The organism is Haemophilus haemolyticus, assembly GCF_003352385.1.
GTDB classification, from domain to species: domain Bacteria; phylum Pseudomonadota; class Gammaproteobacteria; order Enterobacterales; family Pasteurellaceae; genus Haemophilus; species Haemophilus haemolyticus_I.
Map to the genome: position 1 here is coordinate 84571 of NZ_CP031243.1, position 22004 is coordinate 106574.

At 39.0% G+C, this 22004-nt stretch carries 19 protein-coding genes and 1 pseudogene; 15 read left to right on the forward strand and 5 right to left on the reverse strand.

Going from position 1 to position 22004, the window contains the following annotated elements:
• Nucleotides 1-26: 26 nt before the first annotated feature.
• Both DV428_RS00440 and yihA read right to left on the reverse strand, forming a co-directional pair.
• Nucleotides 27-1556, reverse strand: a complete 1530-nt coding sequence (locus DV428_RS00440) for a YifB family Mg chelatase-like AAA ATPase (RefSeq protein WP_114908303.1) — start codon at nt 1554-1556, stop codon at nt 27-29.
• 115 nt (nt 1557-1671) lie between these two features.
• Nucleotides 1672-2289 (reverse strand): ribosome biogenesis GTP-binding protein YihA/YsxC, encoded by a 618-nt coding sequence (gene yihA, locus DV428_RS00445; protein ID WP_005632793.1) that lies wholly within the window; start codon nt 2287-2289, stop codon nt 1672-1674.
• A gap of 102 nt (nt 2290-2391) precedes the next feature.
• Here yihA and DV428_RS00450 point away from each other — a divergent pair, with 102 nt between their 5' ends.
• Nucleotides 2392-3258, forward strand: a complete 867-nt coding sequence (locus DV428_RS00450; protein ID WP_114908304.1) for a VirK/YbjX family protein — start codon at nt 2392-2394, stop codon at nt 3256-3258.
• Between the two features lie 123 nt (nt 3259-3381).
• The gene (tal, locus tag DV428_RS00455; RefSeq protein WP_114908305.1) at nt 3382-4335 is read left to right on the forward strand and encodes a transaldolase; all 954 of its coding nucleotides are present in this window, start codon (nt 3382-3384) and stop codon (nt 4333-4335) included.
• A gap of 83 nt (nt 4336-4418) precedes the next feature.
• On the opposite strand, the gene aspA is transcribed toward tal, so the two are convergent.
• Together aspA and DV428_RS09805 are read right to left on the reverse strand one after the other, a co-directional pair.
• Nucleotides 4419-5837 carry an aspartate ammonia-lyase gene (gene aspA, locus DV428_RS00460; RefSeq protein ID WP_114908306.1) on the reverse strand — a complete coding sequence of 473 codons (1419 nt, stop codon included), beginning with the start codon at nt 5835-5837 and terminating at the stop codon, nt 4419-4421.
• A gap of 155 nt (nt 5838-5992) precedes the next feature.
• Nucleotides 5993-6079, reverse strand: a pseudogene (locus tag DV428_RS09805) (urease accessory protein UreD); the annotation flags it as partial.
• A gap of 290 nt (nt 6080-6369) precedes the next feature.
• Between DV428_RS09805 and DV428_RS00465 the strand changes: the two are divergent.
• The 13 genes from DV428_RS00465 (at nt 6370) to ispC (ending at nt 21134) form a co-directional block, all read left to right on the forward strand.
• The gene (locus tag DV428_RS00465; RefSeq protein WP_005629492.1) at nt 6370-6660 is read left to right on the forward strand and encodes a co-chaperone GroES; all 291 of its coding nucleotides are present in this window, start codon (nt 6370-6372) and stop codon (nt 6658-6660) included.
• Nucleotides 6661-6679: 19 nt separating this feature from the next.
• On the forward strand, nt 6680-8323 hold the full coding sequence (gene groL, locus DV428_RS00470; protein WP_114908307.1) for a chaperonin GroEL: 1644 nt from the start codon (nt 6680-6682) through the stop codon (nt 8321-8323).
• Nucleotides 8324-8432: 109 nt separating this feature from the next.
• Complete coding sequence (locus DV428_RS00475) at nt 8433-8981, forward strand: YecA/YgfB family protein (protein ID WP_114908308.1); 549 nt, start codon at nt 8433-8435, stop codon at nt 8979-8981.
• A gap of 11 nt (nt 8982-8992) precedes the next feature.
• Complete coding sequence (gene pepP, locus DV428_RS00480; protein WP_114908309.1) at nt 8993-10285, forward strand: Xaa-Pro aminopeptidase; 1293 nt, start codon at nt 8993-8995, stop codon at nt 10283-10285.
• A 102-nt stretch (nt 10286-10387) separates the two neighbouring features.
• Nucleotides 10388-10813, forward strand: coding sequence for a universal stress protein UspA (uspA, locus tag DV428_RS00485; protein WP_005629483.1), 426 nt, complete (start codon nt 10388-10390; stop codon nt 10811-10813).
• A gap of 187 nt (nt 10814-11000) precedes the next feature.
• Nucleotides 11001-13625, forward strand: coding sequence for an alanine--tRNA ligase (alaS, locus tag DV428_RS00490; RefSeq protein WP_114908310.1), 2625 nt, complete (start codon nt 11001-11003; stop codon nt 13623-13625).
• 78 nt (nt 13626-13703) lie between these two features.
• Nucleotides 13704-13895 (forward strand): carbon storage regulator CsrA, encoded by a 192-nt coding sequence (csrA, locus tag DV428_RS00495; protein WP_005625841.1) that lies wholly within the window; start codon nt 13704-13706, stop codon nt 13893-13895.
• A 23-nt stretch (nt 13896-13918) separates the two neighbouring features.
• A complete protein-coding gene (galU, locus tag DV428_RS00500; RefSeq protein ID WP_046942403.1) occupies nt 13919-14806 on the forward strand; it encodes a UTP--glucose-1-phosphate uridylyltransferase GalU in 888 nt (295 codons plus the stop codon).
• A gap of 134 nt (nt 14807-14940) precedes the next feature.
• Complete coding sequence (gene argH, locus DV428_RS00505; protein WP_114908311.1) at nt 14941-16314, forward strand: argininosuccinate lyase; 1374 nt, start codon at nt 14941-14943, stop codon at nt 16312-16314.
• Between the two features lie 137 nt (nt 16315-16451).
• On the forward strand, nt 16452-17333 hold the full coding sequence (gene hslO / locus DV428_RS00510) for an Hsp33 family molecular chaperone HslO (protein WP_114908312.1): 882 nt from the start codon (nt 16452-16454) through the stop codon (nt 17331-17333).
• 173 nt (nt 17334-17506) lie between these two features.
• The gene (gene pckA / locus DV428_RS00515) at nt 17507-19123 is read left to right on the forward strand and encodes a phosphoenolpyruvate carboxykinase (ATP) (protein ID WP_114908313.1); all 1617 of its coding nucleotides are present in this window, start codon (nt 17507-17509) and stop codon (nt 19121-19123) included.
• A 150-nt stretch (nt 19124-19273) separates the two neighbouring features.
• On the forward strand, nt 19274-19831 hold the full coding sequence (gene frr, locus DV428_RS00520) for a ribosome recycling factor (protein ID WP_005632773.1): 558 nt from the start codon (nt 19274-19276) through the stop codon (nt 19829-19831).
• A gap of 109 nt (nt 19832-19940) precedes the next feature.
• Complete coding sequence (ispC, locus tag DV428_RS00525) at nt 19941-21134, forward strand: 1-deoxy-D-xylulose-5-phosphate reductoisomerase (RefSeq protein WP_114908314.1); 1194 nt, start codon at nt 19941-19943, stop codon at nt 21132-21134.
• Between the two features lie 31 nt (nt 21135-21165).
• Here ispC and DV428_RS00530 read toward each other — a convergent pair whose 3' ends face one another.
• Entirely contained in the window at nt 21166-21975 is an 810-nt protein-coding gene (locus tag DV428_RS00530; RefSeq protein ID WP_114908315.1) for a sulfite exporter TauE/SafE family protein, read from the reverse strand.
• Nucleotides 21976-22004: the final 29 nt, after the last annotated feature.

The following is a 22004-nucleotide window of genomic DNA, read 5'->3' on the forward strand; positions in this document are numbered from 1 at the left end:
ACGCGTGGTATTCTCATCACGCGTTTTTACATATTCGACAATTTCTGCAACAAACGATCCATTGCGCGATAGCCCAGGGCCTCCGCCAAGTGCGGTTGAGAAATTTGTTGTTCGCCTTGTAGATCGGCAATGGTTCGAGAAACTTTCAAAATACGATGGTAAGCCCGTATAGAAAGCCCCAGTTTATTCAGCGCATTTTCAAGGAAAAAAGCATCTTTATCACATAACTTGCAATCACGTTCAATCTCTTTACTGTTCAAATAAGCGTTAATTTTTCCCGCTCTTTCCATTTGAATCTCACGCACTTTTAACACTTTTTCTCGTACTTGCGCGCTGGTTTCGCCACGATCACCTGTATTTTGTAAGCTACCTTGTGGCAGTAAAGGCACTTCAATAGATAAATCAAAACGATCTAAAAATGGCCCTGAAAGTCGATTCAAATAACGCATAATTTGCTGGGGTGAAGTGCGGTTATGTGTTCCAGTATAATGGCCTGTCGGACTTGGATTCATCGCTGCTACTAATTGAAAACGAGCAGGGAATTGAATTTTTGCATTAGCACGAGAAATAATAATCTCACCACTTTCTAAAGGCTGACGTAGTGCATCCAATACTTTTCGTTCAAACTCTGGAAGTTCATCAAGAAAAAGTACGCCATTTGTTGCTAAGGATATTTCACCGGGTTTTGGTATCGTTCCGCCACCAACTAAAGCCGGCATTGATGCACTATGATGCGGGGCGCGAAAAGGACGTTGTTTCCAATTATGAAAATTTAACTCGTTTTGAACTAAACTCGTTACGGATGCAGTTTCAATCGCTTCTAAATCTGTCATTTCAGGTAAAAGCCCCGTCAAGCGGCTAGCTAGCATGGTTTTCCCTGTACCTGGCGGACCAAGAAAGATCAAATTATGCTGCCCTGCTGCGGCAATGGTCAATGCTCGTTTGGCGTGTTGTTGTCCGATAATATCCGTTAAATCTAACGTATTTTTACCCGAAAAATTTACCGCACTTTCTTTCACAATTTCAGTGGCGAGGGGTAATTTTTCCTGACCATTGAGAAATTGCACCACATCTAAAAGCGTTTGCGCAAAATAAGTATTTTGATCAGACACGAGCGAGGCTTCATTAGCATTTTGCTTCGCGATAATTAACTCTCGCTTTGACTTTTGCGCTGCAAGAATAGCGGGGATTACACCATGAACGCCACGTAATTGCCCCGTCAGCGCAAGCTCTGCCACAAATTCAAATTGCTTTAAACGGCTCGCATCAAGCTGATCCGATGCGGCTAAAATCCCGATGGCAATAGGCAAATCAAATCGCCCACCTTCTTTCGGTAAATCCGCAGGTGCGAGATTCACGGTAATGCGTTTGGCTGGGTATTTAAATTGTGCATTCATCAATGCACTACGCACCCGATCTTGTGCCTCTTTCACCGTTTTTTCTGGCAAACCAACAAGTGTAAATCCTGGTTTTCCGTTGCTTAAATGCACCTCAATAGTGACAAGTGGTGCTTGCACACCCATAGAAGCACGGCTGTAAACAATAGCAAGGGACATGACAATCCTTAAAGTGCGGTAAAAATGAAGATAGTTTTTGCACTATAAAAAAAAGCACATGATGAAATCATTCATCATGTGCTTTTCTTGCGATCTAGATCGCAAAATTTACATTTTATTCCGCAAAAAGTGGCGAAAACCAAAAATCTAATTTCGCTGCAAGTTTATCAATACCAATTTTATTTTGTGCAGAAAAGGCTTCTACTTGAATATCGCCTTGGAATGGAAGAATCGCTTCACGCACCATCTTTACTTGTTTACTACGTGCACTTTGACTCAATTTATCGGCTTTAGTAAGTAATAAAAGTACTGGTAAATCTGCTGAAACCGCCCATTCAATCATTTGTTGGTCAAGATCCTTAAGCGGATGGCGAATATCCATCAGCACAACCAATCCAGCCAAACATTCGCGTTTTTGCAAATATTCACCTAAGGATTTTTGCCATTGGATTTTCATTTGCTCTGGCACGGCAGCATAACCATAGCCCGGTAAATCTACCAATTTACAATTTGGTTCCACTTCAAATAAGTTGATTAATTGTGTGCGCCCCGGCGTTTTTGAGGTGCGCGCTAAATTTTTTTGATTGGTTAATGCATTAAGTGCGGTCGATTTTCCTGCATTTGAACGACCCGCAAACGCAATTTCAATGCCAGTATCTTCGGGGATGGAACGAATATTCGGCGCACTCGTTAAAAAGTGAGTTTTATGATAATTAAGTTTAATTTCAGACATAAGGATTCCTTTTAAAATTGCGCTTAGAATAGCATAAATGGAAAATTTCCTGAAATTATGTCAAAATTCGCCCAAAATTATAACCAATTCGTGGCAATCTAGATGACAACAAAAACAACTTACCAATGGCCTCAATCTAAGGATATTTATCCATATCGACCAGGGCGTTTTGATGCACCAAAACATTGGCGTTATAACTTACGCAGCTTTTTAAATCGTGGTTCAATTCGTCGCTTTGAACAATTTATCAATCAACATCCTTTTCTCGTCGATATTTTTAATACGCACTTGGATTATAGTTATCCCGTTGCTTGTCGTTTTCTGGATAAACGTTTCAATGCATCACAACGTTTTAATGCTGTTTGTGATAACCTTTTATTTTTACCCAAAAAACTTACCGCACTTTCTACGCCGTTATGGGAAAAACCATTAAGTTTTGGCGAAGTCATTCCTGATTTTGAAATGACATTAAGCATGACAACCCATCAACCGATGGAGGGGTATTGGGTATTGGAGCTATGGCATAAACCAAGAAATGAATTAGTCTATTTGCTTACCTTTGCCAAATTGGGCGATGAGTTGCTTATTGCTGTTGTACAAGGGCCAAATTTTGAAGGCTCAAAGGAAATGGTGAAACAACTAACCAAATCATGCCACGGATTGCGCCCAGCCTATTTAATGGTTGAAACCATGAAATCGCTCACAAAAATTCTAGGCTACAATAAATTGCTTGGCATTCCGCAAAAATACCAAAATAAATCTCGCTTCATACAAAGCAAACAATATACAGTGGATTATGATGCAATTTTTAGTGAATCAGGCGGAGAATTAAAAGATTACTGGGAATTACCTTTAGAAATGGATAGAAATCTGGATGATATTCCAAGTAAGAAACGCTCCATGTATCGTAAACGCTATGCCATGTTAGATGAAATAACCCTCACTATAAAAGATACCCTCAAACTTTAGAACAATGGCGCAGATCAACGCCTGCGCCTATTTTTTCTATCGAAAAATTTTTCCTTTTAAGATTAAATTTATGCTATCGTAGCCCACATTATTCATTCCATTTCACTCGAATAGGAGATACAAATGACAACTCAATTAGATTCACTTCGTCAAATGACCGTTGTAGTCGCAGACACCGGCGATATCGACGCGATTAAAAAATATCAACCACAAGATGCGACTACTAACCCATCATTAATTCTAAGCGCATCTGCACTTCCACAATATGTGCCATTAATTGATGAAGCGGTAACTTATGCAAAAGCTCAAAGCAATGATAAAGCACAACAACTTATTGATGCAGAAGATAAATTAGCGGTAAACATTGGTTTAGAAATTTTAAAAATCGTTCCGGGACGTATTTCTACTGAAGTGGATGCACGTCTTTCTTACAACACACAAGCAACGGTTGAAAAAGCGCGTAAATTAATCGCACTTTATAATGCAGCAGGCATTTCAAATGATCGTATTTTGATTAAAATCGCTTCGACATGGCAAGGTATCCGAGCTGCAGAAATCCTTGAAAAAGAAGGCATTAACTGTAACTTAACCTTATTATTCTCTGAAGCACAAGCTCGTGCTTGTGCAGAAGCAGGCGTTTACTTAATTTCTCCATTTGTAGGTCGTATTTTAGACTGGTACAAAGCAAACTCCGACAAAAAAGAATATGCGCCAGCAGAAGACCCAGGCGTTATTTCTGTCACAAAAATCTACAATTACTACAAAGAATATGGCTACAACACCGTTGTGATGGGCGCGAGCTTCCGTAATGTAGGAGAAATTACTGAACTTGCAGGTTGCGATCGCTTAACCATTGCACCAGCATTACTGAAAGAATTGCAAGAAAATTCAACCGCACTTGTACGCAAACTAGAATACAAAGGCGAAGTTAAAGCGAAACCACAACCATTAACAGAAGCTGAGTTCTACTGGCAACATAATAGCGATGCTATGGCTGTTGAAAAATTAGCAGATGGTATTCGTAAGTTTGCTGTTGACCAAGAAAAATTGGAAACCATGCTTTCAGCAAAACTTTAATCCATAATTCAATATAAAAAATAACCGCACTTTTGAGTAATCAAAGTGCGGTTATTTCTATTCAAGGACTGAATAATTCAGACCTATTTGTTTAATTTCGCTTTGTAAGTTGGGTTCATTAAGTTTTCTACAGAAAGAATGTCATCTAATTGTTCTTCTGTTAATAAACCTTTTTCTAACACAACTTCACGTACGCCTTTACCGGTTTGAGCACAGATTTTACCCACTAAGTCGCCGTTGTGGTGACCGATAAATGGATTCAAGTAAGTCACGATACCGATTGAATTAAACACGTAGTTTTCACAAATTTCTTTGTTTACAGTGATGCCATCCACGCATTTATCGCGTAAGTTCACACAAGCATTGGTTAAGATATCGATAGATTCGAACATTGCTTGACCAATCACTGGTTCCATTACGTTTAATTGTAATTGACCTGCTTCAGATGCGAAAGTCACAGTGGTATCGTTACCAATTACTTTAAAGCATACTTGGTTCACTACTTCTGGAACAACTGGGTTTACTTTTGCAGGCATGATAGAAGAGCCAGCTTGTAATTCAGGTAAGTTAATTTCTTTAATACCAGCACGTGGACCAGAAGAAAGTAAACGTAAGTCATTACATACTTTAGAAAGTTTAACAGCAGTACGTTTTAATGCACCGTGAACCATGACATAAGCACCACAGTCAGATGTTGCTTCAATTAAGTTTTCTGCTGGTACGCAAGCTAATCCAGTTACTTCAGCAAGGTGTTTTACAACTAATTTAGTATAGCCTTGCGGGGTATTTAAACCTGTACCGATAGCTGTTGCACCAAGGTTTACTTCAAGGAGTAAATCTGCTGTACGTTTTAAGTTACGTACTTCTTCTTCAAGTAATACGGCGAAAGCTTTGAATTCTTGACCAACAGTCATCGGCACCGCATCTTGCAATTGGGTACGACCCATTTTTAAGATATTTGCAAACTCTTTTGCTTTATTATCAAAACCGTCGTGTAAATATTGAATTTTATCGATCAATTTTAAGATGCTGTTATACACTGCAATACGGAAACCAGTAGGATATGCATCGTTAGTTGATTGGCTTGCATTAACGTGGTCCATTGGGTTGATCACGTTATATTCGCCTTTTTTATGGCCAATTTTTTCAAGCGCAAGGTTAGCAACCACTTCATTGGTATTCATATTGACAGACGTACCTGCACCACCTTGATAGACGTCTGATGGGAATTGATCTAAGCATTTCCCAGTAGTAAGGATTTCATCACAAGCAACCACAATCGCTTTTGCAATATCACTTGGAATTGCACCTAATTCACCATTGGCTAAAGCCGTTGCTTTTTTCACCATCACCATGCCACGTACAAACTCTGGTACGTCAGAAATGGTTACGTTAGAAATATTGAAATTTTCTACCGCTCTTAATGTATGAATCCCCCAGTACGCATCTGCTGGTACATCACGTTCGCCGAGTAAATCTACTTCTTTTCTAAATTGAGTCATTTGAATCACCTTTTCTGGTTAGTTAATTTGACGCCATTATAAAAATTTTAAGGAGAAAAAACTTGACCGAGATCACATTTTCAAAAAATGCTCTCAAGACATATTTTCATTTTTCAGATTAGTTTTTTTAGGGGAAAACAAGTTTTCTATCAATCTTACGCAGCTTTTAACCGCTCACCAATTTTCTCAAACAGTTTCTGAATTTGCTCTGCTCTATGCCCTAACACTCGCACGGCACAACCTGATTACATCATCAACGGTTAAAAGTGTTGATTCATAAAAAATCAGCACCTCAATTGTTGGTTTGTTGAGTCCAACTTTTGGGGGGCAGATCACTTTTCTTGTTCTCTTGATGTTAAGTGCATATCTTCATTCCTTCATTTATTTATCGCACAAAGAGCGGCAAATTTTACGTAAAAAAACAAATAGGAAAAACATTTTGTCAGAATTTTTTTATTCATAGCCCTTGAAAGCGAAAAAATCCTCCTTATATAAAAAGCGCACTTACAAATTCTTAAGAAGGAAATTAATCATGAATATTCGTCCTTTACACGATCGTGTAATTATTAAACGTGAAGAAGTCGAAACTCGTTCAGCTGGCGGTATCGTATTAACAGGTTCAGCAGCGACTAAATCAACCCGCGCGAAAGTATTAGCTGTGGGTAAAGGTCGTATTTTAGAAAATGGCACCGTTCAACCATTAGATGTGAAAGTGGGCGATACCGTAATTTTCAACGACGGTTACGGCGTGAAAAGCGAAAAAATCGATGGTGAAGAAGTATTAATCATTTCTGAAAACGACATCTTAGCAATTGTAGAATAATTAGATAAGGGAAAAGAAAATGGCAGCAAAAGACGTAAAATTTGGTAATGACGCACGCGTAAAAATGCTTAAAGGCGTGAATGTATTAGCCGATGCAGTAAAAGTAACCCTTGGCCCGAAAGGTCGTAATGTAATTTTAGATAAATCATTTGGCGCACCAACTATCACTAAAGACGGTGTGTCTGTTGCTCGTGAAATCGAATTAGAAGATAAATTCGAAAACATGGGTGCACAAATGGTGAAAGAAGTGGCATCTAAAGCAAATGACGCTGCAGGTGACGGTACAACCACTGCAACTGTACTTGCGCAAGCTATCGTAAATGAAGGATTGAAAGCAGTAGCGGCAGGCATGAATCCAATGGATTTAAAACGTGGTATTGATAAAGCAGTAAGTGCGGTTGTTTCTGAGCTTAAAAATTTATCTAAACCTTGTGAAACCGCAAAAGAAATTGAACAAGTAGGGACTATTTCTGCAAACTCTGACAGCATTGTGGGTCAATTAATTGCTCAAGCTATGGAAAAAGTGGGCAAAGAAGGGGTAATTACTGTTGAAGATGGTACGGGTCTTGAAGATGAATTAGATGTGGTTGAAGGGATGCAATTCGACCGTGGTTACCTTTCTCCATATTTCATCAACAAACCAGAAACGGCAACGGTTGAATTAGATAATCCATATCTTCTTCTTGTTGATAAAAAAATCTCTAACATCCGTGAATTACTTCCAGTGTTAGAAGGTGTTGCGAAAGCAGGTAAACCGTTATTAATCATCGCTGAAGATGTGGAAGGCGAAGCACTGGCAACCTTAGTGGTGAACACTATGCGCGGTATCGTGAAAGTTGCAGCCGTGAAAGCACCAGGTTTTGGTGATCGTCGTAAAGCAATGTTACAAGATATTGCAATTTTAACAGCGGGTACTGTGATTTCTGAAGAAATTGGTATGGAGCTTGAAAAAGCGACATTAGAAGATTTAGGCCAAGCAAAACGTGTAGTCATCAACAAAGACAACACAACCATTATTGATGGTATTGGTGATGAATCTCAAATCAAAGGTCGTGTGGCTCAAATTCGTCAACAAATTGAAGAATCAACTTCTGACTACGACAAAGAAAAACTTCAAGAACGCGTGGCTAAATTAGCTGGCGGTGTGGCTGTAATCAAAGTAGGCGCAGCAACTGAAGTTGAAATGAAAGAGAAAAAAGACCGTGTAGATGATGCATTACATGCAACTCGTGCAGCGGTTGAAGAAGGTATCGTTGCTGGTGGTGGCGTTGCATTAGTTCGTGCAGCAGCGAAAGTTGCAGCAAGCCTAAAAGGTGACAACGAAGAACAAAATGTGGGTATTAAACTTGCATTACGTGCGATGGAAGCGCCTTTACGTCAAATCGTCACTAACGCGGGTGAAGAAGCATCTGTTGTGGCAAGTGCGGTTAAAAATGGCGAAGGAAACTTTGGTTATAACGCAGGTACAGAACAATACGGCGATATGATCGAAATGGGTATCTTAGATCCAACTAAAGTAACTCGTTCTGCGTTGCAATTCGCAGCATCTGTAGCAGGCTTAATGATTACCACTGAATGTATGGTAACCGAGCTTCCAAAAGATGAAAAAGCTGACCTAGGCGCAGGCATGGGCGGTATGGGTGGAATGGGCGGAATGATGTAATTCGCTCATCATCAAATAAAAAGTGCGGTCGTTTTTCCACAAGGAAAAGCGATCGCTTTTTTATTTACAAAGGTTTACACTAATTTCAAATTTACTCAGGACATCTATTATGCTCATTTCTCATTCTGACCTTAACCAACAACTTAAATCTGCTGGAATCGGCTTTAATGCAACAGAACTACACGGCTTTTTAAGCGGTTTACTTTGTGGTGGCTTAAAAGATCAAAGTTGGCTACCGCTCTTATATCAATTCAGCAATGATAATCATGCTTACCCAACAGCATTAGTTCAACCCGTTACAGAACTTTATGAACAAATTAGACAAACCTTATCAGATGTTGAAGGATTTACCTTTGAGCTTGGTTTAACCGAAGATGAAAATGTCTTTGTCCAAGCGGATAGCTTATCTGACTGGGCAAACCAATTCTTACTTGGTCTTGGCTTAGCACAACCTGAATTAGCAAAAGAAAAAGGCGAAATTGGCGAAGCCGTAGATGATTTACAAGATATTTGCCAACTCGGTTATGATGAAGACGATAACGAAGAAGAACTTGTGGAAGCGCTAGAAGAAATCATTGAATATGTTCGCACCATTGCTATGTTGTTCTATTCTCATTTCAACGAAGGAGAAATTGAGAGCAAACCTGTATTACATTAAGGAGATCTCGAATGGAATTGGCTTATATGGCTGAGTTGCCTAAAGAAGAGTTTTGGGAACGCCGCACACGAGTATTCGCTCAAATGCAACCTAATTCGGCATTATTACTTTTTTCTGAAATCGAAAAACGCCGTAATAATGATTGTACCTATCCTTTCCGTCAAGACAGCTATTTTTGGTATTTAACGGGCTTTAACGAACCGAATGCAGCACTGTTATTACTGAAAACAGAACAAGCAGAAAAAGCTATTATTTTTCTCCGTCCACGCAATCCGTTACTTGAAACTTGGAATGGTCGCCGATTAGGTGTTGAGCGTGCACCACAACAACTTAATGTAAATGAAGCCTATTCTATTGAAGAGTTTGCTACCGTACTGCCAAAAATACTAAAAAACCTGACCGCACTTTACCATGTGCCAGAAATTCATACTTGGGGTGATAAATTAGTGACAGAAAGTGCGGTGAGTTTTAGTGAGACTTTAGATTGGCGACCAATGCTCAACGAGATGCGCCTTATAAAATCGCCTAATGAAATCAGATTAATGCAGCAAGCGGGACAAATTACGGCTCTAGGGCATATTAAAGCGATGCAAACGACACGCCCAAATCGCTTTGAATATGAAATTGAAAGCGATATTTTGCATGAATTTAATCGCCATTGCGCAAGATTTCCTTCTTACAATTCCATTGTTGCAGGAGGAAATAACGCCTGTATTTTGCACTACACAGAAAATGATCGCCCATTAAATGATGGGGATTTAGTACTCATTGACGCTGGCTGTGAATTTGACATGTATGCAGGCGATATTACCCGCACTTTTCCTGTAAATGGAAAATTTAACCAGCCTCAACGTGAAATTTACGAGTTAGTTTTAAAAGCACAAAAACGTGCGATTGAGTTACTTGTACCTGGCTATTCCATTAAGCAAGCCAATGATGAAGTTATTCGTATTAAAACCCAAGGATTAGTGGATTTGGGTATCTTAAAAGGTGATGTCGATACACTCATTGAACAACAAGCTTATCGCCAATTTTATATGCATGGATTAGGACACTGGCTAGGTTTAGATGTACATGATGTGGGTAGCTATGGTCAGGATAAACAGCGGATACTCGAAATCGGCATGGTGATTACCGTTGAGCCTGGTATTTATATTTCAGAAGATGCTGATGTGCCAGAGCAATACAAAGGCATTGGCGTGCGCATTGAGGACAATTTACTCATGACTGAATATGGTAATAAAATCCTAACCGCAGCGGCCCCTAAAGAAATTGCAGACATTGAAAATTTAATGAATTTTTAATAAAAATGTTTAAATTGTGATCTAGTACACAGTTTTTTATTGTTCAAAATGTTAGCATTAGAACCAGTTAAAAAGCCGAACCAATCAGTTAAGGAGTCGATTATGTACAAACACGTTTTAGTGGCAGTAGATCTTTCTGAAGAGAGTCCAGTTTTACTTAAAAAAGCGGTTGGAGTTGCAAAACGCCACGAAGCAAAACTTTCTATCATCCACGTTGATGTGAACTTCTCGGATCTTTACACTGGATTGATTGATGTGAATATGTCTTCGATGCAAGACAGAATTTCCACGGAAACTCAAAAAGCCCTATTAGATTTAGCTGAAAGTGCAGATTATCCAATTTCAGAAAAATTGAGTGGCAGTGGTGATTTAGGACAAGTTCTAAGTGATGCCATCGAACAATATGATGTAGATTTATTAGTGACGGGACATCACCAAGATTTTTGGAGTAAGTTAATGTCTTCAACACGTCAAGTGATGAATACGATTAAAATTGATATGTTGGTTGTTCCGCTTAGAGATGAATAATTAACAAGAAATTGTTTTTTGAATAATCTGAAATAACTTAAATTTTAACCGCACTTCTCAAATAGCGTCGTGAAGTGCGGTTTTATTTTGGGGTTTTGGCAAAAAGCCTTTTTATAAATTTCAAAAATATGCAAAAATAATACGGTTTAGTTTTTATTTTTATTATGGGTAACAAGGATTCTTTTTAATGAAAACAACAGCAGAAATAAGACAATCATTCCTTGACTTTTTCCATAGCAAAGGCCACCAAGTAGTTGAGAGTAGCTCACTTGTGCCGGAAAATGATCCGACTTTGCTTTTCACGAATGCTGGGATGAACCAATTTAAGGATGTATTCCTTGGAATGGATAAACGTCCTTATTCTCGTGCAACCACTGCACAGCGTTGCGTACGCGCAGGCGGTAAACATAACGATTTAGAAAACGTGGGTTATACCGCACGTCACCATACATTCTTTGAAATGTTAGGAAACTTCAGCTTTGGTGATTACTTTAAACACGATGCGATTAATTTTGCTTGGGAATATTTAACTTCTCCACAATGGCTTGGTTTACCTAAAGAAAAACTATGGGTAACCGTATATGAAACCGACGACGAAGCCTACGATATCTGGAATAAAGAAGTCGGTGTTCCTGCTGAGCGAATTATTCGCATTGGTGATAACAAAGGTGCACCTTATGCATCAGACAACTTCTGGGCGATGGGCGATACGGGTCCTTGCGGTCCTTGTACTGAAATTTTCTACGATCACGGCGATCATATTTGGGGCGGACCTCCAGGCTCACCAGAAGAAGATGGCGACCGCTATATCGAAATCTGGAACGTTGTGTTTATGCAGTTCAACCGTTTAGCCGATGGCACAATGGAAAAATTACCACGCCCATCAGTTGACACAGGTATGGGCTTAGAGCGTATTTCTGCTGTATTGCAACATGTGAACTCAAACTACGAGATTGATATTTTCAAAACACTAATCGCAAAAACGGCTGAAGTTGTTGGCACAACAGATTTAAGTAATAAATCATTACGTGTTATTGCTGACCATATTCGTTCTTGTGCATATTTAATCGCAGATGGCGTTATTCCATCAAACGAAGGCCGTGGTTATGTATTACGTCGAATTATTCGTCGCGCAGTTCGTCACGGTCACTTATTAGGTGCCAAAGAAGCCTTTTTCTATAAACTCGTACCAACTCTAATTGAAGTAATGGCAGAAGCAGGCAAAGACGTAAAAGCAAAACAAGTAAATGTTGAAAAACTATTACGTTTAGAAGAAGAACAATTTGCTCGCACTCTAGAACGTGGGTTGAGTTTATTAGATGAAGCTCTTGCTCAAGTGAAAGATGGCGTTCTTTCAGGTGAAGTTGCATTCAAACTTTATGATACCTATGGTTTCCCATTGGATTTAACGGCTGATGTATGTCGTGAGCGCAATATTACTATTGATGAACAAGCGTTTGACCGTGAAATGGAAGCGCAACGTACTCGTGCTCAAGCAGCGAGCCAGTTTGGTGTGGACTACAACAGCATTATTCGCGTAGATGGTGAAACTAAGTTCGAAGGCTATACTGAAGTCGAATCTCAAGCAAAAATCACCGCACTTTTCTATGATGGTAAATCAGTAGAAAGTATCGAAGCGGGTCAAAGTGCGGTCGTTATTTTAGAAAATACGCCGTTTTACGCAGAATCAGGTGGTCAAATTGGTGACAGCGGATATTTGAGCGCACAAGGCGTGACTTTTAATGTTAAAGATACCCAAAAATATGGGCAAGTATTTGGACACATTGGAGAATTAACGCAAGGAAGTTTGAAAGTTGGGCAATCAGTGAATGCTATTGTGGATGCAGAACGCCGCCATCACACATCACTTAATCACTCAGCAACACACTTATTGCACGCGGCCTTACGTCAAATTTTAGGTCAACATGTTGTGCAAAAAGGCTCACTTGTTTCAGATAAAGCCTTACGTTTTGACTTTGCACAACCTGAAGCAATTACAAAAGAACAACTAACTCAAATTGAAACATTAGTAAACCAAAAAATCCGTGCTAACTTCGCAGTTCAAACGGATATTATGGACATTGATTCAGCAAAAGCTAAAGGGGCAATGGCGCTCTTTGGCGAGAAATATGGTGATAAGGTTCGCGTATTAACCATGGGCGATTTCTCAATTGAGCTTTGTGGTGGTATTCACGCAAAACGCACTGGGGACATTGGTCTATTTAAAATTATTACTGAAAGCGCAGTGGCAGCAGGTGTTCGTCGTATTGAAGCTGTAACAGGTCAAAATGCCATTGACTGGTTACATAATCAACAACGTATTCTGATCCAAAGCGCAGACTTATTAAAATCAGACGTAAATACCTTAGCGGAAAAAATCCAGCAACTTCAAGACAAAGCGAAGAAAGTGGAAAAAGAATTGCAAGGTCTAAAAGAAAAAGCCGCAATGCAGGCTGGTTCTGATTTTATAAAAAGTGCGGTGAAAATCAATGGTGTTTCTGTTATCGCACAACAATTAGACGGCATAGAAACAAAGTCATTACGTGTGATGGTCGATGATTTAAAAAATCAACTAGGCTCAGGCGTAATCGCATTCGCATCGATCTTAGATGAAAAAGTCAACCTTGTCGTTGGTGTAACAAACGATTTAACTACCAAAGTAAAAGCTGGAGAGCTCGTTAATTTAATGGCTCAACAGGTCGGGGGTAAAGGCGGTGGTCGTCCGGATATGGCAATGGCAGGAGGCTCCCAACCAGAAAATGTGGCACAAGCAGTTAAAGTGGCGCAAGACTGGTTAAACAAAAATCTGTAGTACAAGCCGGTTGGTGGGATGCCAACCCTTCCTTGATTGATAGGGATATCTAATAAATGCAAACTAAGGAGATAAAAGATGTTAATCTTGACTCGTAAAGTTGGCGAAAGTGTACTTATTGGAAATGATATTTCTATCACGATTTTGAGTGTACGTGGAAACCAAGTTAAACTCGGTGTAGAAGCGCCTAAAGAAGTATCCGTTCACCGAGAAGAAATTTACCAACGAATTAAACAGATGAAAGATGAACAATTAGACAGTTCATCATAATCGTAAATAATGGATTTTATATTATGAAAGCAATTATTCCTGTAGCCGGTCTAGGTACACGTATGTTGCCTGCCACGAAGGCAATTCCGAAGGAAATGCTTACTTTGGTTGATAAACCATTGATTCAATACGTGGTAAATGAATGTGTTGCAGCTGGCATAAAAGAAATTGTGCTTGTCACGCATTCATCGAAAAATGCTATCGAAAACCATTTTGATACCTCTTTTGAACTAGAAACAATGCTAGAAAAACGTGTTAAGCGTCAACTTCTAGAAGAAGTGCGTTCTATCTGTCCAAAAGATGTAACTATCATGCATGTTCGCCAAGGTAATGCAAAAGGACTTGGTCACGCTGTGTTGTGCGGTCGCCCACTTGTAGGCAATGAGTCATTTGCCGTTGTGTTACCTGACGTATTGTTAGCAGATTTCAGTGCAGATCAGAAAAAAGAAAATCTTTCTGCAATGATTAAACGCTTTAATGAAACTGGAGCAAGCCAAATTATGGTAACGCCTGTTCCACAAGAAAATGTGAGTAGCTATGGTGTTGCAGACTGTGGTGGCATAGTTCTTAATGGTGGTGAAAGTGCAAAAATTAATAGCATTGTTGAAAAACCAGCCGTTGAAGATGCGCCATCAAACCTTGCTGTAGTGGGTCGTTACGTTTTCTCAGCAGCAATTTGGGACTTGTTGGAAAAGACGCCAATTGGTGTTGGTGATGAAATCCAATTAACCGATGCTATTGATATGCTCATTGAAAAAGAAACTGTTGAAGCATTCCATATGACAGGTGAAACATTCGACTGTGGTGATAAAATTGGCTATATGGAAGCTTTCGTAGAATACGGTATTCGTCACGAAAAATTAGGTAAAGAATTTAAAACCTTTATCAAAAATTTAGCAAAAACGCTATAAATAGCACTAATACAGATAAAATGGACAAAATAAAAGATTTTGTCCATTTTTGTTTTATTATTAATATAGAACATTGCTTTATGCATAAATATGCATAATAATAGAATAATTAATTAAAATAAAAAGGAAAGATTATGGCACTTTGGGGTGGGCGTTTTACGCAGGCAGCGGATAAACGTTTTAAAGATTTTAATGACTCTTTACGTTTTGATTATCGTTTGGCAGAACAGGATATTCAAGGCTCAATTGGTTGGTCCAAAGCCTTGGTGAAAGTCAATGTATTAACTATCGAAGAACAGCATCAACTTGAGCAAGCATTAAATGAATTACTTATTGAAGTGCGGTCAAATCCACAAGCAATTTTACAAGATGATGCTGAAGATATTCATAGTTGGGTTGAAAGTAAGCTAATTGATAAAGTAGGCAACCTTGGTAAAAAATTACATACTGGTCGTAGCCGTAACGATCAAGTGGCAGTAGATATAAAACTATGGTGCAAACAACGTGTGGTTGAATTACAAGAATCAGTACGTAATTTGCAACGCCACTTAGTTCAAACCGCAGAAAACACACAACAAGCAGTAATGCCTGGCTATACCCATTTACAACGAGCTCAACCAATCACTTTTGCTCATTGGTGTATGGCATATGTGGAAATGTTCGACCGCGACTATTCACGTTTAACAGATGCGTATAATCGTATGAATACCTGTCCACTTGGTAGTGGTGCGCTAGCTGGTACGGCTTATGCTGTAGATCGTGATTCACTTGCGCACGATCTTGGTTTTGCCTTCGCAACTAGAAATAGCTTAGATAGTGTCTCTGATCGCGATCATATCGTCGAGTTGCTTTCCATCGCATCCCTCAGTATGGCACATCTTTCCCGCTTTGCTGAAGATATGATTATCTTTAACAGCGGAGAGGCAAATTTCGTGGAATTATCCGACCGCGTGACGTCTGGCTCATCATTAATGCCACAAAAGAAAAATCCTGATGCATGTGAGTTAATTCGAGGCAAAGCCGGCAGAGTGATTGGCTCATTAACAGGCATGTTAATCACCTTAAAAGGCTTGCCACTTGCGTATAATAAAGATATGCAAGAAGACAAAGAAGGTATTTTTGATGCCTTAGATACTTGGCAAAACTGTGTGGACATGGCAACGTTCGTATTAGATGAATTGAAAGTAAATGTTGAACGTACTCGTGAAGCTGCGTTAAAAGGCTATTCAAACGCAACTGAATTAGCGGATTATTTAGTCTCTAAAGGCGTACCTTTCCGAGATTCCCATCATATCGTGGGTGAAACGGTTGTTTATGCAATCGAAAAAGGCAAAGGATTAGAAGATCTTACTATCCCTGAATTCCGCCAATTTAGTGAAGTAGTGGGAGATGATGTTTACGAGACTCTTTCCCTCCAGTCTTGCTTAGACAAGCGTTGTGCAAAAGGTGGTGTATCGCCATTGCGTGTTGCCGAAGCTATTGCAGAAGCCAAAACAAGATTTGCTTAATCATATTTTAACGCGTATATCACAATTGGATTTCACAAGACTCCCTTGCAATCCTCTGAATAGCCCCAATTATGAGTAGCAACACTTAAAAGTGCGGGAAAAACTACCGCACTTTTTATTTCAATTAGGAATGATCAATGACCAATCAACAAGACTATACTCAAGACAATGACAAGCTTTACCGTTATCTTTTCCAAAATCGTGCGGTTCGTGGAGAATGGGTTCGTTTAAATAAAACATTTACTGATACATTAAATACCCATCAGTATCCTAAAGCAGTACAGGATTTATTGGGTGAAATGATGGTGGCGACTAATTTGCTTACTGCCACACTAAAATTTGACGGCAATATCACCGTACAAATTCAAGGCGATGGTCCATTACGCTTAGCATTAGTAAATGGCAATGATCAACAACAAATCCGCGCCCTTGCTCGAGTGGATGGGAACATCACTGAAAATATGAGTCTGCATAATATGATTGGTAAAGGCGTATTGGTCATTACTATTGCACCAAAAGAAGGTGAACGCTATCAAGGTGTAATTAGTCTGGATAAACCGACGATCACAGAATGCTTAGAAGATTATTTTGTACGCTCAGAACAGCTTCAAACTCAATTAATTATTCGTACTGGAGAATATGAAGGAAAGCCAGTGGCAGCAGGTATGCTATTACAGATTATGCCTGATGGTTCTGGTACACCAGAAGATTTTGAGCATTTAACTACGCTCGCATCAACAGTAAAAGATGAAGAATTATTTGGTCTCCCTGCAGAAGAGCTACTCTATCGTTTGTATCATGAAGAAACCGTCAATCTTTATCCAGCACAAGATGTACAATTTTTCTGTGGCTGCTCCGCAGAGCGTTCTGGTTCTGCATTACTGCTCATCTCCGATGAAGAAATTGATGAAATATTAGCCGAACATAAAGGCAGTATTGATATGCAATGTGAATGTTGTGGCACACACTACTTCTTTAATAAAGAAGCGATTGAAAAATTAAAATCAACAAAACTTTAAAAACAATCCCGACGCCATGTCGGGATTTTTGATCTACATCATCAACACACCTAAAAATAGGTAATGAAGAGCTATAATTTTTCAAAAATGAGATCTAGTTAACATTTTTTTGCATTGACATTCTTTAGAATAAGCGACAGTTAAATTTTAATCTTAAATATTAGAGGTGACTTATGACAGACTTAAACAAAGTAGTAAAAGAACTTGAAGCGCTAGGCATTTATGACGTAAAAGACGTTGTCTACAATCCAAGCTACGAGCAATTGTTCGAAGAAGAAACCAATCCAGGTTTAGAAGGCTTTGAAAAAGGTACTTTAACTACGACGGGTGCCGTAGCTGTAGATACTGGTATCTTCACTGGCCGTTCACCAAAAGATAAATATATCGTGTTAGATGAAAAAACCAAAGATACTGTTTGGTGGACATCTGAAGCTGCGAAAAATGACAACAAACCAATGAACCAAGCTACATGGCAAAGCTTAAAAGACTTGGTAACTAACCAACTTTCTCGTAAACGCTTATTTGTGGTTGATGGTTTCTGTGGTGCGAGCGAACACGACCGTATTGCAGTACGTATTGTAACTGAAGTTGCATGGCAAGCACACTTTGTGAAAAACATGTTTATTCGCCCAGCTGAAGAACAACTCAAAAATTTTGAACCAGATTTCGTTGTAATGAACGGTTCTAAAGTAACCAATCCAAACTGGAAAGAACAAGGTTTAAATTCAGAAAACTTCGTTGCCTTCAACTTAACTGAGCGCATTCAATTAATCGGTGGTACTTGGTACGGTGGTGAAATGAAAAAAGGTATGTTCTCAATGATGAACTACTTCCTACCACTTAAAGGTGTTGGCGCAATGCACTGCTCAGCTAACGTGGGTAAAGATGGCGATGTAGCAATCTTCTTTGGTTTATCTGGTACAGGTAAAACAACCCTTTCAACCGATCCAAAACGTGAATTAATCGGTGATGATGAGCACGGTTGGGATGATGTTGGTATCTTTAACTTTGAAGGTGGTTGCTATGCGAAAACCATTCACCTTTCAGAAGAAAATGAACCGGATATTTACCGCGCTATCCGTCGCGATGCATTATTAGAAAACGTAGTTGTTCGTGCAGATGGTTCTGTTGATTTCGATGATGGTTCAAAAACAGAAAATACTCGCGTGTCTTACCCAATTTACCACATCGATAACATCGTAAAACCAGTTTCTCGTGCTGGTCACGCAACTAAAGTTATTTTCTTAACTGCTGATGCATTTGGCGTATTACCACCAGTATCTAAATTGACACCAGAACAAACTAAATACTACTTCTTATCTGGTTTCACTGCAAAATTAGCAGGTACTGAACGTGGTATTACTGAACCAACTCCAACATTCTCAGCATGTTTCGGTGCAGCGTTCTTAACGCTTCACCCAACTCAATATGCTGAAGTGTTAGTAAAACGTATGCAAGCAGCAGGTGCTGAAGCTTACTTAGTGAATACTGGTTGGAATGGCACAGGAAAACGTATCTCAATCAAAGATACTCGCGGAATCATTGATGCAATCTTAGATGGCTCAATTGAAAAAGCTGAAATGGGCGAATTACCAATCTTCAACTTAGCAATTCCTAAAGCATTACCAGGTGTAGATTCTGCAATCTTGGATCCTCGTGATACTTACGCAGATAAAGCACAATGGCAATCAAAAGCTGAAGACTTAGCCGGTCGCTTTGTGAAAAACTTTGTTAAATATGCAACTAACGAAGAAGGCAAAGCTTTAATTGCAGCTGGTCCTAAAGCTTAATTAAAAATACTAAAAATATTAACCGCACTTTGGGTAACTGAAGTGCGGTCATTTTTTATCTGTTTTCAAGCTGATAAATGTATTCAAAAATTCACAAAAATCCAGTAAAATCACCGCGTTTTAACTTTCGTCAATTAAAAGGACAATGCAATGCTTAACCAAATTAAAAAAGATGCTCAAGATCGTATGGAAAAAAGCCTTGAAGCATTAAAAGGCCATATTTCGAAAATCCGTACTGGTCGTGCACAACCAAGTTTACTTGATGCAATTCAAGTTGAATATTATGGTGCAGCGACTCCACTTCGCCAATTAGCAAACGTGGTGGCAGAAGATGCGCGTACTTTAGCTGTAACTGTTTTTGATCGTTCTTTAATCTCTGCGGTAGAAAAAGCAATTTTAACCTCAGATTTAGGTTTAAACCCATCTTCAGCGGGTACCACAATCCGTGTTCCGCTTCCTCCATTAACAGAAGAACGCCGTCGCGATTTAATCAAAATTGTAAAAGGCGAAGGTGAACAAGGTAAAGTTGCGGTTCGTAATGTGCGTCGTGATGCGAATGATAAAATCAAAGCATTATTAAAAGACAAAGAAATCAGCGAAAACGAACAACATAAAGCAGAAGAAGAAATCCAAAAAATCACAGATATTTACATTAAAAAAGTAGATGAAGTATTAGCGGATAAAGAAAAAGAATTAATGGATTTCTAATCATAAAAAATGCGAAAGGCAGACAGTTTTGTCTGCCTTTATTTTATTAGGTATGCAAATTTAGACGTACCAATGAAAATATAATCAACAAAAGTGCGGTAAAGATTCTATGCAAAAACAAAACATTGTCATTCTTGGTTCAACGGGATCAATCGGTAAGAGCACCCTTTCTGTTATCGAAAATAACCCTCAGAAATATCATGCATTTGCACTCGTAGGCGGAAAAAATGTAGAAGCAATGTTTGAACAATGTATCAAATTCCGACCGCACTTTGTGGCTCTTGATGATGTAAATGCTGCTAAAATTTTACGTGAGAAATTAATTGCGCATCATATTCCAACGGAAGTATTAGCAGGACAACGAGCTATTTGCGAACTCGCAGCACATCCAGATGCCGATCAGATAATGGCGTCGATTGTTGGTGCAGCAGGATTGTTACCTACTCTTTCAGCGGTTAAAGCGGGTAAACGGGTATTACTGGCAAATAAAGAATCATTGGTAACCTGCGGACAGCTTTTTATTGATGCCGTAAAAAACTATGGCGCGAAGCTTTTACCAGTAGATAGTGAACATAATGCGATCTTTCAATCGTTACCCCCAGAAGCACAAGAAAAAATTGTCTTTTGCCCACTTTCTGAATTAGGTGTAAGTAAAATTATTCTCACTGGATCTGGCGGGCCATTCCGTTACACGCCACTCGAACAATTCACTAACATCACACCAGAACAAGCGGTTGCGCACCCTAATTGGTCTATGGGTAAAAAAATTTCTGTCGATTCAGCTACAATGATGAATAAGGGCTTGGAATACATTGAGGCTCGCTGGCTTTTCAACGCAAGTGCGGAAGAAATGGAAGTCATTATTCATCCACAATCGATTATTCATTCTATGGTGCGTTATGTTGATGGCTCAGTCATTGCTCAAATGGGAAATCCAGATATGCGAACACCAATTGCAGAAACTATGGCATATCCTCACCGCACTTTTGCTGGAGTAGAACCACTCGATTTCTTTAAAATCAAAGAACTGACGTTTATTCAACCTGATTTTAATCGTTATCCAAATTTAAAACTAGCTATTGATGCCTTTGCTGCGGGTCAATATGCGACAACAGCAATGAATGCAGCTAATGAAATTGCTGTACAAGCATTTTTAGATCGTCAAATTAGCTTTATGGATATTGCAAAAATTAATTCGAAAACAATTGAGAAAATTTCGCCTTATACCATTCAAAATATTGATGATGTACTCGAAATTGATGCGCAAGCAAGAGAGATTGCGAAAACGCTAATTGGGGAATAGACCTAGAATAACTAGGTCTAGTTTATTCGATTTAATGGAATACAAATTCCAAAATACACATATAGGCTGCAATACAAAATAAAATAATCGCCAATAATTTTCTTGTTAAAGTCGGATTCATTAATCCACGCAATTTCATTGAGAAGAAACTCATTCCAAATGAACCCAAGGTAACGACACCAACTACAAGAAAATTTACATATCCTAGTTGGCCACTTAGACTGACATCATAAGGGAAGGCCCTTGTGAGATAGCCATATAAATTACCAATCCCACCAATAATCATCATGTAGTTCGTATAAACGGCAATTTGCTGTGTTTTTACCCCCTTTAATTGCCCGACAAGGGGCGCAAGAATAGAACCGCCTCCAATACCTGTAATACCCGCAATTAATCCTCCTCCGCAGCAACTAATACTACCTTTAGCTCGTTCCATAGGAGACATATTAGACACTTCTATTTGTGTTCTCGATCTGTTTAAAAATGTTTTAATCGCTAGCGCACTTAGACTAACCGTAAAAATTAAACTAATTATCGCTGTAGAAAAATAAAAACTTAATTCAAAACCAATTTGCACGCCAATCACCATAGAAATAGACCATAAAATCATATTGATATAATCAATTTTAATTTTTTGCTTATGGAAAAATAATAAATTAATCAATGCGGTAAACATCACAATGGTGAGTGACGTAGCTGAAATAACTTGAATCGGCAACTCGGGAAATAATGTACGTAAAATTGGCACCATCAATACCCCCCCGCCAATACCAAAAATAGCAGAAACCATATTGGTACAAATACCGCAAATCAGTAAGATAAAAATTGTACTAATTGCCATTGCTACTCCTATCAAGAAAATCAGCTTAA

What these genes read in the sequence shown, in the direction of transcription:
- DV428_RS00450 (WP_114908304.1), top strand. Translation starts at nt 2,392, where the DNA reads ATGACAACAAAAACAACTTACCAATGGCCTCAATCTAAGGATATTTAT.
- hslO (WP_114908312.1), top strand. Translation starts at nt 16,452, where the DNA reads ATGACCAATCAACAAGACTATACTCAAGACAATGACAAGCTTTACCGT.
- DV428_RS00530 (WP_114908315.1), bottom strand. Translation starts at nt 21,975, where the DNA reads ATGGCAATTAGTACAATTTTTATCTTACTGATTTGCGGTATTTGTACC.
- DV428_RS00465 (WP_005629492.1), top strand. Translation starts at nt 6,370, where the DNA reads ATGAATATTCGTCCTTTACACGATCGTGTAATTATTAAACGTGAAGAA.
- yihA (WP_005632793.1), bottom strand. Translation starts at nt 2,289, where the DNA reads ATGTCTGAAATTAAACTTAATTATCATAAAACTCACTTTTTAACGAGT.
- groL (WP_114908307.1), top strand. Translation starts at nt 6,680, where the DNA reads ATGGCAGCAAAAGACGTAAAATTTGGTAATGACGCACGCGTAAAAATG.
- alaS (WP_114908310.1), top strand. Translation starts at nt 11,001, where the DNA reads ATGAAAACAACAGCAGAAATAAGACAATCATTCCTTGACTTTTTCCAT.
- uspA (WP_005629483.1), top strand. Translation starts at nt 10,388, where the DNA reads ATGTACAAACACGTTTTAGTGGCAGTAGATCTTTCTGAAGAGAGTCCA.
- galU (WP_046942403.1), top strand. Translation starts at nt 13,919, where the DNA reads ATGAAAGCAATTATTCCTGTAGCCGGTCTAGGTACACGTATGTTGCCT.
- pckA (WP_114908313.1), top strand. Translation starts at nt 17,507, where the DNA reads ATGACAGACTTAAACAAAGTAGTAAAAGAACTTGAAGCGCTAGGCATT.
- argH (WP_114908311.1), top strand. Translation starts at nt 14,941, where the DNA reads ATGGCACTTTGGGGTGGGCGTTTTACGCAGGCAGCGGATAAACGTTTT.
- pepP (WP_114908309.1), top strand. Translation starts at nt 8,993, where the DNA reads ATGGAATTGGCTTATATGGCTGAGTTGCCTAAAGAAGAGTTTTGGGAA.
- frr (WP_005632773.1), top strand. Translation starts at nt 19,274, where the DNA reads ATGCTTAACCAAATTAAAAAAGATGCTCAAGATCGTATGGAAAAAAGC.
- DV428_RS00440 (WP_114908303.1), bottom strand. Translation starts at nt 1,556, where the DNA reads ATGTCCCTTGCTATTGTTTACAGCCGTGCTTCTATGGGTGTGCAAGCA.
- aspA (WP_114908306.1), bottom strand. Translation starts at nt 5,837, where the DNA reads ATGACTCAATTTAGAAAAGAAGTAGATTTACTCGGCGAACGTGATGTA.
- DV428_RS00475 (WP_114908308.1), top strand. Translation starts at nt 8,433, where the DNA reads ATGCTCATTTCTCATTCTGACCTTAACCAACAACTTAAATCTGCTGGA.
- csrA (WP_005625841.1), top strand. Translation starts at nt 13,704, where the DNA reads ATGTTAATCTTGACTCGTAAAGTTGGCGAAAGTGTACTTATTGGAAAT.
- tal (WP_114908305.1), top strand. Translation starts at nt 3,382, where the DNA reads ATGACAACTCAATTAGATTCACTTCGTCAAATGACCGTTGTAGTCGCA.
- ispC (WP_114908314.1), top strand. Translation starts at nt 19,941, where the DNA reads ATGCAAAAACAAAACATTGTCATTCTTGGTTCAACGGGATCAATCGGT.